Raw genomic sequence first — 13,176 nt, 5'->3', positions numbered from 1 at the left:
ACCCCATTTGAAAAGTAATATTTTTGGTGAAAATCATGGAAAATATTGAAAAACCCTTCGAATTTTTTGATGTAACTGCCGACGTTGGATTTGTAGCTTATGGAAAAACCATGGAAGAAAGTTTTGAAAATTCAGGTTTGGCCATGTTTAATGTAATTTCAAATACTGACAACATATCAAAATCAAAAGAATTACAGTTTACAATAAGCTCAGAAGACGAAGTATCTTTACTTTATGATTTTCTTGAAGAGCTCCTGTTTTTACATGAAGTTGAATTCATGCTCTTTTCAGATTTCGATGTTGAAATATCAAAGGAAAAGGACGAATACATATTAGATGCAACAGTAAGGGGCGAGGAGATCAACTGGGAAATTCATGAAAGGGGATGTGAAGTGAAGGCGGTCACCTTTCATCTGATGGATGTGCATGAAGAGGATGGAATCCATAAAACAAAAGCAATACTTGACTTATAGAAACATTTATTTAATTAGAGGATACTAAGTAAGTAAAAAGGAGATGAAATGATGTACTATAGAAAAAGAGTTTATAGGGGTTTGGAAGCGTCAATAGCAACAATCGGTGGATTCATTGCTTTTGTGGCTAGCGCTTTTGTTCTTTTTATCGGAAGTTTTACAACACCATTGACATTAAGTTTGGGGACTGTTTCATTGGTTGGATCAGTTTTAGCCATAATATTTGGATGGGTTTCATTTAAAAACTCACAGATAGCTGGCGTAGCCTTGATAATATCATCTATTTTAGTTATATTGGGATCCTCTGTTTTTGGATTAATCGGAGCTATCCTAATTTTGATAGCTGGTATTTTGGATTTATTCAGAAACTAAACCTATCTTTTTTTCTTTTTGTAACTTTAACAAAATTATTTATTTAATGTTATCTAAAGTTATTTAATGTTATCTAAAGTATTTAATTAACTGTTGTGATTTTATGAGTATTAGAGATGTAGTAACTAAAGTTGGGGAATATACCTATAAGATTCCAGGTAGCTATGACAAGAAGATGAGGGCTAGCGGAAAATTATATCTTGATGATGAAAGTTTTGAGGCCTTGGAAGACAGCGCACTTGAACAGATTGCAAACATAACACATCTTCCGGGAATTCAAAGGTTTGCAATTGGATTGCCAGATATTCATTTTGGATACGGGTTTCCAATTGGAGGAGTAGCAGCTTTCAGCGAAAGAAATGGGATTGTATCTCCAGGGGGTGTTGGTTTTGACATTAATTGCGGTGTAAGATTAATCAGAACCAATTTAACAAAAGAAGATATTGAAGACAAACTCGATGAGCTTGTGGAAGTTTTATTCAAAAACATACCTTCTGGTGTAGGCAGTAAAGGAAAAATAAGACTTAAAGAAAACGAAATCGACGATGTTCTTGATTATGGTGCTGAATGGGCTGTTAAAAATGGATATGGCTGGGAAGAAGACTTGGAATATTTGGAAGAGAACGGCCGTATCAAGGAAGCGGACAGCAGTTTGGTATCTGAAAAAGCTAAAAAAAGAGGAATTCCACAATTGGGATCACTCGGTTCAGGAAATCACTTTTTAGAAATCCAGGTAGTTGACGAGATTTATGACGAGGAAGCTGCCGAAGCATTCGGCCTCAAAAAGGGAATGATTACAATAATGATTCACAGTGGTTCCAGAGGTTGCGGTCATCAGGTATGTTCAGACTACTTGAGAATAATGGATAAGGCTTACAAGGAATTAAAACTGGACCTTCCGGACAGGCAATTGGCATGTGCACCCCTTAACAGTAAAGAGGCTCAAAACTACCTGAAGGCAATGTTTGCAGCCGCTAACTATGCATGGGCAAATCGTCAAATGATGACTCACTGGATCAGGGAATCCTTTGAGGAAGTTCTAGGCAAATCTGCAGAGGACATGGACATGGGCGTAGTATATGATGTTGCTCACAATATCGCTAAAAAAGAAACTCACAGCTATAAAGGAGTAAAATCAGACCTTCTGGTTCACAGGAAAGGCGCTACACGTGCATTCGGTCCTGGACGTGAAGAGATTCCATTAAAATACCGTGAAATAGGCCAGCCTGTATTGATTCCGGGAACCATGGGAACCTCCTCATACATATTGAAAGGAACAGAAATAGCAATGGAGGAAACATTCGGTTCAACAGCCCACGGTGCAGGAAGGGTCTTGTCAAGATCACAGGCTAAAAAAGACTTTACAGCTGAAGAAATTGAAGAAACATTGGATGAAAAAGGAATCAAGATTAAGGCAACTACAAAAAACGTTATTGCAGAAGAGGCTCCTGGAGCTTACAAGGATGTTGATACAGTTGTAAAAATATCCGATGCTGTTGGAATAGCAAGACTGGTTGCAAAAGTTTCTCCTCTTGCAGTTACAAAAGGATGATAATATGATTGGAATAATCGGGGGAAGTGGAGTTTACGAAATTGCCGAAAGGGCAGATTCCGTTGAAGATAAAAGAATCGGAGATGTAAATGTTTCACTTCTTAACATTGCCGGCAAAAGGGTTGCTTTCATACCAAGACACTCTGGAAATCATAGCATTCCTCCACATAAAATAAACTACAAGGCTAATATTGATGCATTAAGCAAGTTGGGAGTGACTCAGGTTATAGCTACCAACACTGTAGGGTCACTTAACTTGGAAATGCCTCCGGGATCATTCGTACTTCCAAACGATTTCCTGGATTTCACACATGCAAGGGACAAGACATTCTTCAACGATAAGGTTGTTCACGTTGACGTCACAGAACCATACTGCAAAACCTTAAACGAAGTAATATCTGATGTTGGGGATGTAATCAGCGGAGGAACCTACGTATGTACCGAAGGGCCAAGATTTGAAACTCCTGCCGAAATCAAAATGTTCAAAATTCTCGGAGGAGACATTGTAGGAATGACTGGAGTTCCAGAAGTTGTTCTTGCACGTGAACGTGAAATATGCTACAGTTCAATCTGCATAGTATCCAACTTTGCTGCAGGAATCTCTGATGAAAAATTAACAATTGACGAAGTTTTCGAAATAATGGAAGTAAAAAAAGGAGAACTAGTTGATTTGATATTTGAAACAATTAAAAACTTGGAAGACACCGACTGCGAATGTCGCCATGCACTTGATGGTGCAGAAGTATAGCTATTTTCATCAAATAGCTATCCAATATACTTTTTTTCTATATTTTTTTGAATCACTTTAAAGATAATGCAGTTCATGGCAATAACAATCAAAAGGACATATCCTGTTATTGCATATTTTGGGAAGGTGTTCCTTAATGTGATGATGGCTATTGAAGCATAAAATAGGATTATGTTTGATATGTAAAAAGTTTTTTCAAATGCAACTTCAGATCCTATATGAAGCTTTTTAGGAATTGCAATTACATCAGGATTTTTCAGAACTATCGGCATGCTCAAAATAAGAAGAGCTGTTGATGCAACGAAAAGATAGATGTCTGCAGTTATTATTCCCAAAACGAATATTATGACAATTGCGGAATATAGGCCAACTGCAATATATTTTAACTGTTTTTCATTCATGAGTTTAATTTGTTGAATTTTATTTAAAAGTTTATGTTTTTTCTGCATGAACAATAGTAAAGTTTATTTATAATGACAGATTAAACAAATTCAGGTGATAGATATGGAGCAATTAAAAAGGAATAATATAGGATTTCTATTAGACCAATTTGCATTTAACGAATCTGACGAACTTATATACCAGATTGACCACGCTGTATTTGACGATGAATTGTACATGATAGTGAGCAATGAAGGGGCTTTTAATCTATATTTCTCCCAGTCACAATACTTGATTCCAGTATTCAGTGATTACAGATACATAACATATACATTGAACAGCCTCAAAAATGAAGAGGATTTTGACGTTGAAATAGCTACAGGTGCTGATATTTTAACATCACACTTTAAAGACAACCATTTCTTTGGTTTAGCTATTAATCCACCATTCTATGATTATGTATTGACTTGCAGCAACTTCAAAATTGTTGAATAAAATTTATTTTATATTAAAAATAAATATTTACTAGGTCGATATAAATGTCAAAAGTTATTTTATTAAATGGAAGTCCACGTCTTAACAGTAATACTCAAGATGTGTTGGAGATATGTGCTGAAGAGATTGAAAAAAACGGTGTTGAAGCTGAAGTAATTCAATTAAGAGGTAAAAATATCCAGTCTTGTATTGCATGCAACGGATGTGTTGGAACTGGCAAATGTGTCATTGACGATGGTTTAAACGAGATTATTGAAAAAATAAGGGAAGCTGACGGTTTCATTCCAGCTGCACCTGTATATTTCGGAACTGCAAGGGGAGACATTATGGCTGCCCTTCAAAGAATCGGTAAGGTCTCACGTGGAAATGACAAGTTCCTTGATTGGATGGTTGGAGGCCCAATCGCTGTTGCAAGACGAGGAGGACAAACTTTAACACTTCAGGAAATGACTATGTTTTTCCCAATTAACAATATGATTATTGCAGGAAGTACATATTGGAATATGGTGTTTGCAGGCCCTGAAGGAACTGCAATGGAAGATGAAGAAGGAATAAATACCATTAAGTTATTTGGAGAAAATGTGGCTAACATTATTAAAAAGATTAGGTGATTTGATGAGAATAGCAGTTGCTTCAACTGACGGTAAAACTGTTAATTTGCATCTTGGAAAGGCAAATTCATTGTATATTTATGATTGGTCTGATAAGGATGGGGTTACATTCGTTGAACGCCGTGAGTTGGATATTAAAAAGTCAGCAAAACATCAAGGTTCAGATGTATTGGTTGCATGTGAAGATTGTGATGTTATCATAAGTGAACAATATGGTTTCAAAACCAAACTTAAAGCTGAAGATTTAGGCATTAAGCTAGTGGTTGAAGAAGAAACTCCAGTTATGGAAGCAGTCGACAAATATATAAGACACTATAATTTTATGCACGGTTAGGTGAAGATTTTATCTTCATTTTACTTTTATTTTTTTTAGCTATTTTTGAATTTATCACAAATTTATAAAGTGATTTGCCACAAATTTCGCAAGTGGATTGCCACAAATTTATAAAGTAAAAAATACGAAAAATTCAAATTTATTTTTTAAGCTTAAATAATGTAGGTTATATTTATATATCATAAGAAAAATATCTAATTATAACCTTTATGGGCGGGTTTTAAAAAATAAAACTTTTATTATATAAATATTTGGTAATTGATGTTGAAAATTAGATAATAACCGACTATTTTTAACAATTTAATATTTACAAAATTAAAGTAGCAAGCGCTATATTTTATTATAACTAATTATAAGGGAAAAATTTTTAAAGGTCGATATAATGGCAAAAGGAAAATCAAAAGCAAGACGTAGAGTACGTGATACATGGAAAGAAAAAAATTGGTATACAATAAAAACTCCAATTTCATTTGAAGACAAAGAAATAGGCGAAACTCCAGCAAGAGATGCAGACTTACTTATTGGAAGAGGAGTAGAAGTCACAATGAGAGAATTAACCGGTGATTTCTCAAAACAATACATCAAACTCAGATTCGAAATTGACAATGTAGCTGGAGATGTAGCAAACACCAAATTCACTGGTCACAAAACCACTACCGATTACGTAAGAAGTATGATTAGAAGAGGAACCAGTAGAATCGATACTTCCGTAATTGTAAAAACCAAAGATGATCGCAGAATCAAGCTCCATGTATTGGCTGTAACTACCAGAAGAGCTAAATCTTCCCAACAAAAATACATGAGAGAAGTAATCACTGATTTATTAAAAGAAGCAGCAGCTGAAAAAACCTTCGATGACTTAGTAAAATCAGCTGTAAACGGTAAATTAGCTAGTGAAGTTTACCACACTGCTAAAAAAATCTACCCTCTCAAAAGAGTGGAAATTATCAAAAGTAAAGTATTAAACTAAATACTTTATTTCAACTTCTTTTTTTTAACATTTTCATAATTTTATGCTATTTTTAAGTTTATTTTAAATTGTCATAAACAGCTAATTTTCACTGATTTTTTAGTTATGTTTATTTATTAATCGAAACAAATATTATTACAAATTATAATGCAGGTTTTCATATGGAAGAATTGATGATAAATTGGGGTTATGTGATTTTATTATTCATATTGGGATTTTTCACATACAAAAGAAAAGCGTTGGATCTTTTAGGATCTCTTTTCATGGTTATAATGGGAATCGTTATTATTTTCTCAGCAGGAGTTAACTGGCTTTTGCTTTTAATCCTATTCTTGATTTTATCATTAATTGCAACAAGATATGCAAAACGTTATAAGACATTTTTAGGAGAATTTGAAGGACAAAGAACAACTAAAAATGTTATATCCAATGGTATAGTGGCATTTATGATGGCTGCCTTTGGAGGTTATTACCTGCCGTTTGTAGGAGGATTCATTGGAGCGATTTCAACAGCAACTGCAGACACTTTAGCTAGTGAAATCGGAGTAACAACAACCCCTCGCCTTATTACAACATTTAAAAAAGTAGAGCCTGGAACTGACGGTGCAGTATCTGTTTTAGGAACTGCTGCCGGAATTGGAGGGGCTGCAATAATCGGAATAGCGGCATATCTTTTGGGAATTGTATCAAATCCATTTTCAGGATTGATTGTAGCTATCGTTTCCGGAACCATAGGTTGTTTTATGGACAGTTTTCTTGGAGCTACATTCGAGAGAAAGGAAATGCTTACAAACGAACATGTTAATTTGATTGCTACAATTACAGGTGCGATTGTTGGCATTATACTAATCTAACTTCTTTTATTTACTTTTTTTACTGATTGAATTTTAACTCAATTCACTTAAAAAATAAAATTATTTAAACTTTGTAATATAATATTTAATATAATAGCAATAATTTTTTTTATTTTTTTAAATTCAAAAGGTGATATTATGAAAGGAATCATATTAATCATGGATGGTATGGGAGACCGTCCTTTAAAAGAGCTTGATAATCAAACTCCACTTCAAGCTGCTAACACTCCAAATATGGATGAAATGGCAAAAAATGGTATTACTGGTATTATGGATTCTATTGCTCCAGGAATAATTCCCGGTAGTGACACAGCTCACATTTCAATTTTAGGCTATGATCCGTATGTTGTTTACACTGGAAGAGGTCCATTTGAAGCTTCAGGTGTTGGCGTAGATGTAATTCCGGGAGATATTGCATTCAGATGTAATTTTTCAACTGCAGATGAAAATGGAATTGTTACAGACAGGCGTGCAGGAAGAATTAGGGAAGGAACCAAGGACATCGTCGACGTTTTAAACACCATGGTTCTTGAAGACTATCCTGACATTAAAATTATTTTCAAGGAATCCACAGGTCATAGGGCAGTTTTAGTGCTTAGGGGTGAAGGGTTGTCCGATAAGGTAAGTGACGCTGACCCTAAGGTTGAAGGAAACAAGCCAAAAGAAGTCAAACCGCTAGATGATTCTGAAGAAGCTAAAAGAACTGCCGATATTTTAAACAAGCTAGTGGCCAAATCTTATGAGATGGTTAAGGATCATCCGGTCAACCTCGAAAGAATTGAAAATGGTGAGCCTCCAGCTAACATTATCATTCCTCGTGGTGCAGGTGCAGTTCCTGTTGTAGAGCCTATTAATGAGAAGTATGAAGTAAATTCCGCATGTATTGCTGAAACAGGCCTTATTATGGGTATCTGCAGATTTGCAGGAATGGATATTATTGAAATGGATGATGTTACTGGTGGAGTTGACACCAATTTGGATAATATTGTGGATACCATCATCGATCAGGTGGAAAATACCGATCACAACTTTTTCCTTGTAAACATTGACGGTGCTGATGAAGCAGGTCACGATGGAAATATGAAGGAAAAACTTGAATTCATTGAAAAGGTTGACGACGTTGTAATGAGCAAGCTTAAAAACCTGGAAGATGTTTATTTGATTTTAACAGCTGACCATTCAACTCCTATTTCTGTCATGAATCATTCCGGAGATCCTGTCCCTATGATCATCATGGGTCCTGAGGTAAGGGTTGACGATGTTGAAAAGTTCTCCGAAGTTGATGCTGCAAAAGGTGGACTTGGCAGAATTCGCGGTTCAGATGTCATGAACATTTTAATGGATTTAATGAACAATTCCCATAAGTTTGGAGCTTAAGGAGGTTCCTCTATGGCGGATAAAAAGCTATTTGGAACATCGGGCATAAGGGGCCTTGTAAAAGAAGAGGTAACTGCAGAATTGGCCTTGAAGGTAGGTAAATCATTGGCATATTATTTGGGAAATTCCGGAGATGTCGTTTTAGGATATGATACTAGAACTTCCAATGAAATGCTTGATCAGGCTATTTGTGCAGGTCTTTTGGAAGGTGGAGTAAACGTTATAAAAATAGGCATGGTTCCAACACCTCTGGTGGGATATGCATGTGAAAAATTAGATGCTGATGCAGGAATTATGCTTACCGCTTCCCATAATCCATCACCATACAACGGAATCAAAATATGGAATAGGAATGGTATGGCTTATACTTCAATTCAGGAAGAGGAAATTGAAAGAATATACAATAACTGCGAGTATATTTCAGTTGAATGGGATAAAATTGGTCAATTGAAATATAATGAGGAAATCAAAGGCCAATATATAGATGACTTGGTTAATTTGGTTGACATTAAGGAAGGTTTCAAGGTAGTAATTGACTGCGCATCTGGAGCAGGTTCTGAAATATCACCTTTAGTATTTAGAAAAGCAGGTTGTGAAGTAACAACCTTAAACTCCCAACCAGATGGATTTTTCCCAGGAAGAAACCCTGAACCTAATGCAGACAACCTTCAGGACTTAATGAAAACTGTCGTAGCTGTTGGGGCAGATTTGGGAATTGCTCATGACGGTGATGCAGATAGGATGATTACAGTAGATGAAAAAGGAAACATATCTCCATTCGACAGTTTGCTTGCATTAATCTCAAAACAATTTGGTGGAGTTGTTGTAACAACAGTTGATGCAGGAATATGTATGGATGAGGCATTGGAATCTGTTGGAGGCAGCGTTTTAAGAACTAAGGTTGGAGATGTAAATGTGGCAGAAGTTATAATTGAAGAAGAGGCCACATTTGGTGGAGAACCTTCCGGTACATGGCTTCACCCGGACTTCTGCATGTGTCCCGACGGTATTCTTTCAGGTTTGAGAATGGCCGAACTGGTTTCAAAGGAAGGAAAATTATCAGAACTTTTAGAGGAGATTCCTTCATACCCTAACATTCGTGAAAAAGTCACATGTTCCAAAGAGGCCAAAATAGCCATTATGGAAAATATGGAAGAGTTATTGTCAGAAGCATTTGACGACATTAAGGAAATAAATGGTATTGATGGAGTTAGAATAACCTTTGACGATGGCAGCTGGGTTTTGGTAAGGCCATCAGGTACTGAAGATTATGTCCGCATAACATTGGAGTCAAAAGATAGTGAAAGGGCAGAATTTATTCGTGATGTATGTTTGAGAATAATCAATGAAAACTTATAATTATTTCAAACAGTATAAATATTAACAATATTTAAAATGAGGTTCATAAAATGAAAGCTATAATTTTAAGTGCTGGTGAAGGGTCTAGAATGAGGCCGTTAACACTCACCAAGCCTAAAACAATGTTGCCGGTTGCTGGAAAACCGATCATTCAGCACAATATTGAATCTTTAAGAGAAAACGGAATTACAGATATTTTACTTATTGTAAGATATAAGGAAGAAATAGTCAGGGATTATTTTGGTGACGGTTCTGATTTTGGCGTTAATATAAGTTATGCTAGACAAAAAGACTTTTTAGGAACAGCTAATGCGATAAGCTATGCCAAGGATTTCATTAATGAAAGTTTGATTGTTTTAAATGGAGACATTATTCTGGATGAGGATGTTATTGAGGAAATCATAACAGAATTCAATAGCGAATCTCCTGACACTTTAATGTTACTGACTGAAGTGGAGGATCCGACTGCCTTTGGTGTGGTTGAACTTGATGGAAATAATATTAAAAGCATCATTGAAAAGCCAAGTCTTGAAGAAGCTCCAAGCAATCTGATTAACGCAGGTATCTACATGTTCAATGGGGATATCTTTGATAAAATCGAAAAGACAGAATTGTCTGAACGCGGAGAATATGAAATCACAGATTCAGTTACCATGCAGATTGAAGACGGCAAAAAGGTAATCGGCCTTAAAACAGATAAGGATTGGATTGATGTGGGAAGGCCTTGGGAGCTTATTGAAGTTAATGAAGATGTGATTTCCGAGCTTAAAACCGAAATCAGGGGAACTGTTGAACAGGGAGTTTCCATTCATGGAGAGGTATATGTTGATGAAGGAAGCGTAATTCGTTCAGGAGTATATATCGAGGGTAACGTTTACATAGGTAAAAACTGTGACATAGGTCCTAATTCCTACATTAGGGGAAATACCTATTTCGGTGACAATGTTCATGTTGGTAATGCCGTTGAAATTAAAAATTCAATCATTATGGAAAATACCAATGTCAGCCATTTGAGCTATGTTGGTGACTCTGTAATAGGTTCCAATTGTAATATTGCTGCCGGAACCAACATTGCAAACTTGCGTTTTGACAATGAAAACGTTAAGACCAAGGTTAAAGGCCGCAAAATAGATAGTGGTAGACGTAAACTCGGAGCTATTATTGGAGATTCTGTTAAAACAGGAATTAACTCAAGTTTGTCTCCAGGTGTTCAGGTAGGTTACAATTCCACAATCGGTTCAGGCGTTTTGTTATATGATGATGTGCCTTCCGATACTCGTGTATTGGTAAAACAAAATCATATTATCCAAGATAAAAATAAAGACAAACCTAAAGATTAAGGATGTTATATTATGATTAATAAAAAAGACTCTGTAATAATATGTCCAGGTGCTCAAGTATTGGGGGATGTTGAATTAGGCGAAAACGCATCAGTTTGGCATGGTGCAGTAATTCGTGGAGATGTTGCCCCAATCAAAATTGGAAACAATTCCAATGTTCAAGACAACTGCGTAATTCATTGTTCTGATGAATTCCCGGTTGAAATTAAAGATAATGTTTCAATAGGTCATGGTGCTGTTATTCATGGCTGTACATTAGAAGATAACGTTTTGATTGGTATGAATGCAACCGTTTTGAATGGTGCACATATTAACAAAAACTGTATTGTAGGTGCTGGTGCCGTTGTAAGTGAAGGCAAAGAATTTCCAGAAGGAAGTTTGATTTTGGGAGTTCCTGCAAAGGTAGTTAAGCAATTAACTCCAGAACAAGTAAAACACATTCAAGAAAATGCAGATAAATACTGCGAACTTTCTAAAAATTATAAAGAAGACTAAATTATGAAACCGAGACAAATTGTAAGTGAAATGGATTCTTATGTTCCAGGAAGATCTCAGGATGAGATAGCTGCCGAATTCGGCCTTAAAAAGGAGGATATCATTAAATTGGGTTCCAATGAAAACCCATGGGGTCCTTCTCCAAAAGCCCTTGCAGCCATTCGTGAAGAGGTAAACATCAACAGATATCCGGAATCTGATTTGAGAGAACTTATACATGAATATGCACTTTATTCTGGTGTGGATGACGATCAGGTAATCGTTGGTGGGGATGGAGCAGATGAAATAATCGATGTATTAGCTAAGACTTTTATTGATGAAGGTGATGAATTTATTGTCCCTCTTCCATCTTATATGTACTATGAGTATCTTTTATTGCAATATGGTGCAGTACCTGTATATGCTCGTTGGGATATGGAGGAAAATAAGCTAGATGTTGATTCTGTAATAAATTCAATTACAGAAAAAACAAAAATGATATTCTTATGCACTCCAAACAATCCAACAGGAACTCTGATATCCCAAGAGGACATTGCAAGGATTGCTGAGATAAATGAAGATATACTGGTAGTCGTTGATGAGGCATATTTCGAATTTGCAGAAATAACAAACAAGGATATGATTGAAAAGTATCCGAATATATTCATAATAAGAACCATGTCCAAAGTAATGGGTTTGGCAGGAATGAGAATTGGTTTTGGAATATCCTCTCCGGAAGTAATTGAATACATCTTCAGAATCAAACCAGTATTCTCCTTAACAAGATTATCATATATTGCAGCTTTGGAAACTCTTAAGGACAAGGAATACATCGAAAGATCAATCAGGGATGGAATAGCTAGTAGGGAATATTTATATTCAGAATTGGATAAGATCGATTCTCTTAAGGTATTTCCATCAAAATCAAACTTCATCCTATTCAATGTTGAAGATACTGGAATGACAGCAACAGAATTAACTCGTAAGCTAATGGCTGAAGGAATAATTGTGCGTGACTGCACTTCCTTCAAGGGGCTTGACGATTACTGGGTAAGAATCAGTATATGTACTCAGGATGAAAATGAAAAGTTCATTGAAATTATGAAAAAGGTTTTAGAATAATGTTTGTTGGTGGAACGGTAATCTCCTCTGTTGAATTTCATGGAAACATGTCCCTGGTCATATTCATGTCAGGATGTCCGCTATGCTGCAGATTCTGCCATAATGTGGAATTGATAAATGACCATACTGAAGTAACATTGGAAGAGATTTGTGAAGAAATAGATTCCTCAAAGGACTTTTTGGATGCAATAGTGATTTCTGGAGGAGAACCATTACTACAAACAGAAGCCGTTAAAGAAATTTTGAAATATGTAAAGCAATTAAATCTAAAAACAAAGCTTGACACTAGCGGAATCTATCCTGAAGAATTGGATAAGCTTTTAAAGGAAGATTTAATTGATTTTGTTTCATTGGATATAAAAGCTCCATTTGAAGATTACAGACACGTTGTTGGAGAAGATGTCGGAGAGGACGTTAAAAATTCAATGGAGATTATCAACAGCTACGGAGTAACGCTGGAAACCAGGACAACCGTGGTTCCAACTTTACATAAGGATGAAGATATTAGAAAAATAGCCAGTTCTGTCAAATCAGACATCTATACGATTCAGCAGTTCAGAAACAAGAACGTATTGGATCCTGCCCTAGAGCATGTAGACAATCCAAATGCAGTAGAACTCACTAAACTGGCGGAATCCCTAAAAGATTATTTTGATGGAACAATCAAGGTCAAAACAGCAGAATTCGGAGCGCAAGTTATAAATTAATTGGGGG

At 35.8% G+C, this 13,176-nt stretch carries 16 protein-coding genes; 15 read left to right on the top strand and 1 reads right to left on the bottom strand.

Going from position 1 to position 13,176, the window contains the following annotated elements:
* The first annotated feature begins 35 nt into the window (after window positions 1–35).
* From Q4P18_RS03050 to mtnP, 4 genes are all read left to right on the top strand, one after another.
* Window positions 36–473 (top strand): archease, encoded by a 438-nt coding sequence (locus tag Q4P18_RS03050; RefSeq protein WP_303335422.1) that lies wholly within the window; start codon window positions 36–38, stop codon window positions 471–473.
* A gap of 48 nt (window positions 474–521) precedes the next feature.
* Window positions 522–845: a hypothetical protein gene (locus Q4P18_RS03045; protein WP_303335419.1), complete on the top strand. Its 324-nt coding sequence runs from the start codon at window positions 522–524 to the stop codon at window positions 843–845.
* 103 nt (window positions 846–948) lie between these two features.
* Entirely contained in the window at window positions 949–2,397 is a 1,449-nt protein-coding gene (locus Q4P18_RS03040) for an RtcB family protein (protein WP_303335417.1), read from the top strand.
* Window positions 2,398–2,401: 4 nt separating this feature from the next.
* Complete coding sequence (gene mtnP, locus Q4P18_RS03035) at window positions 2,402–3,145, top strand: S-methyl-5'-thioadenosine phosphorylase (RefSeq protein ID WP_303335414.1); 744 nt, start codon at window positions 2,402–2,404, stop codon at window positions 3,143–3,145.
* A 17-nt stretch (window positions 3,146–3,162) separates the two neighbouring features.
* Here mtnP and Q4P18_RS03030 read toward each other — a convergent pair whose 3' ends face one another.
* Window positions 3,163–3,546, bottom strand: coding sequence for a hypothetical protein (locus Q4P18_RS03030; RefSeq protein WP_303335411.1), 384 nt, complete (start codon window positions 3,544–3,546; stop codon window positions 3,163–3,165).
* 103 nt (window positions 3,547–3,649) lie between these two features.
* Here Q4P18_RS03030 and Q4P18_RS03025 point away from each other — a divergent pair, with 103 nt between their 5' ends.
* The 11 genes from Q4P18_RS03025 to Q4P18_RS02975 all read left to right on the top strand — a co-directional run bounded on the left by Q4P18_RS03025 (window position 3,650) and on the right by Q4P18_RS02975 (window position 13,169).
* Window positions 3,650–4,021, top strand: a complete 372-nt coding sequence (locus tag Q4P18_RS03025; RefSeq protein ID WP_303335409.1) for a hypothetical protein — start codon at window positions 3,650–3,652, stop codon at window positions 4,019–4,021.
* A 44-nt stretch (window positions 4,022–4,065) separates the two neighbouring features.
* A complete protein-coding gene (locus tag Q4P18_RS03020; protein WP_303335406.1) occupies window positions 4,066–4,632 on the top strand; it encodes a flavodoxin family protein in 567 nt (188 codons plus the stop codon).
* A 4-nt stretch (window positions 4,633–4,636) separates the two neighbouring features.
* A complete protein-coding gene (locus Q4P18_RS03015) occupies window positions 4,637–4,966 on the top strand; it encodes a NifB/NifX family molybdenum-iron cluster-binding protein (protein WP_303335403.1) in 330 nt (109 codons plus the stop codon).
* Between the two features lie 382 nt (window positions 4,967–5,348).
* Window positions 5,349–5,936: a 30S ribosomal protein S3ae gene (locus tag Q4P18_RS03010; protein ID WP_303335399.1), complete on the top strand. Its 588-nt coding sequence runs from the start codon at window positions 5,349–5,351 to the stop codon at window positions 5,934–5,936.
* Between the two features lie 161 nt (window positions 5,937–6,097).
* A complete protein-coding gene (locus Q4P18_RS03005; protein ID WP_303335397.1) occupies window positions 6,098–6,790 on the top strand; it encodes a TIGR00297 family protein in 693 nt (230 codons plus the stop codon).
* A gap of 138 nt (window positions 6,791–6,928) precedes the next feature.
* On the top strand, window positions 6,929–8,167 hold the full coding sequence (locus Q4P18_RS03000) for a 2,3-bisphosphoglycerate-independent phosphoglycerate mutase (RefSeq protein WP_303335394.1): 1,239 nt from the start codon (window positions 6,929–6,931) through the stop codon (window positions 8,165–8,167).
* Window positions 8,168–8,179: 12 nt separating this feature from the next.
* Entirely contained in the window at window positions 8,180–9,526 is a 1,347-nt protein-coding gene (glmM, locus tag Q4P18_RS02995; RefSeq protein WP_303335391.1) for a phosphoglucosamine mutase, read from the top strand.
* A gap of 50 nt (window positions 9,527–9,576) precedes the next feature.
* A complete protein-coding gene (gene glmU / locus Q4P18_RS02990) occupies window positions 9,577–10,866 on the top strand; it encodes a bifunctional sugar-1-phosphate nucleotidylyltransferase/acetyltransferase (RefSeq protein WP_303335388.1) in 1,290 nt (429 codons plus the stop codon).
* A gap of 12 nt (window positions 10,867–10,878) precedes the next feature.
* A complete protein-coding gene (locus tag Q4P18_RS02985; RefSeq protein ID WP_303335386.1) occupies window positions 10,879–11,361 on the top strand; it encodes a gamma carbonic anhydrase family protein in 483 nt (160 codons plus the stop codon).
* Between the two features lie 3 nt (window positions 11,362–11,364).
* Window positions 11,365–12,462 carry a histidinol-phosphate transaminase gene (hisC, locus tag Q4P18_RS02980; RefSeq protein ID WP_303335384.1) on the top strand — a complete coding sequence of 366 codons (1,098 nt, stop codon included), beginning with the start codon at window positions 11,365–11,367 and terminating at the stop codon, window positions 12,460–12,462.
* Entirely contained in the window at window positions 12,462–13,169 is a 708-nt protein-coding gene (locus Q4P18_RS02975; RefSeq protein WP_303335382.1) for an anaerobic ribonucleoside-triphosphate reductase activating protein, read from the top strand. Before hisC ends, Q4P18_RS02975 begins: the two co-directional genes overlap by 1 nt.
* Window positions 13,170–13,176: the final 7 nt, after the last annotated feature.

The sequence above is a fragment of the Methanobrevibacter sp. genome (assembly GCF_030539665.1).
GTDB lineage: Archaea > Methanobacteriota > Methanobacteria > Methanobacteriales > Methanobacteriaceae > Methanocatella.
The sequence above is the reverse complement of the archived record's forward strand: the minus strand, read 5'-3'. Positions and strand labels throughout refer to the sequence as shown.

Bases quoted from the DNA above. Each gene is read 5' to 3' on its own strand.
- Q4P18_RS03050 (WP_303335422.1), top strand. From the start codon at position 36: ATGGAAAATATTGAAAAACCCTTCGAATTTTTTGATGTAACTGCCGAC.
- Q4P18_RS03045 (WP_303335419.1), top strand. From the start codon at position 522: ATGATGTACTATAGAAAAAGAGTTTATAGGGGTTTGGAAGCGTCAATA.
- Q4P18_RS03040 (WP_303335417.1), top strand. From the start codon at position 949: ATGAGTATTAGAGATGTAGTAACTAAAGTTGGGGAATATACCTATAAG.
- mtnP (WP_303335414.1), top strand. From the start codon at position 2,402: ATGATTGGAATAATCGGGGGAAGTGGAGTTTACGAAATTGCCGAAAGG.
- Q4P18_RS03030 (WP_303335411.1), bottom strand. From the start codon at position 3,546: ATGAATGAAAAACAGTTAAAATATATTGCAGTTGGCCTATATTCCGCA.
- Q4P18_RS03025 (WP_303335409.1), top strand. From the start codon at position 3,650: ATGGAGCAATTAAAAAGGAATAATATAGGATTTCTATTAGACCAATTT.
- Q4P18_RS03020 (WP_303335406.1), top strand. From the start codon at position 4,066: ATGTCAAAAGTTATTTTATTAAATGGAAGTCCACGTCTTAACAGTAAT.
- Q4P18_RS03015 (WP_303335403.1), top strand. From the start codon at position 4,637: ATGAGAATAGCAGTTGCTTCAACTGACGGTAAAACTGTTAATTTGCAT.
- Q4P18_RS03010 (WP_303335399.1), top strand. From the start codon at position 5,349: ATGGCAAAAGGAAAATCAAAAGCAAGACGTAGAGTACGTGATACATGG.
- Q4P18_RS03005 (WP_303335397.1), top strand. From the start codon at position 6,098: ATGGAAGAATTGATGATAAATTGGGGTTATGTGATTTTATTATTCATA.
- Q4P18_RS03000 (WP_303335394.1), top strand. From the start codon at position 6,929: ATGAAAGGAATCATATTAATCATGGATGGTATGGGAGACCGTCCTTTA.
- glmM (WP_303335391.1), top strand. From the start codon at position 8,180: ATGGCGGATAAAAAGCTATTTGGAACATCGGGCATAAGGGGCCTTGTA.
- glmU (WP_303335388.1), top strand. From the start codon at position 9,577: ATGAAAGCTATAATTTTAAGTGCTGGTGAAGGGTCTAGAATGAGGCCG.
- Q4P18_RS02985 (WP_303335386.1), top strand. From the start codon at position 10,879: ATGATTAATAAAAAAGACTCTGTAATAATATGTCCAGGTGCTCAAGTA.
- hisC (WP_303335384.1), top strand. From the start codon at position 11,365: ATGAAACCGAGACAAATTGTAAGTGAAATGGATTCTTATGTTCCAGGA.
- Q4P18_RS02975 (WP_303335382.1), top strand. From the start codon at position 12,462: ATGTTTGTTGGTGGAACGGTAATCTCCTCTGTTGAATTTCATGGAAAC.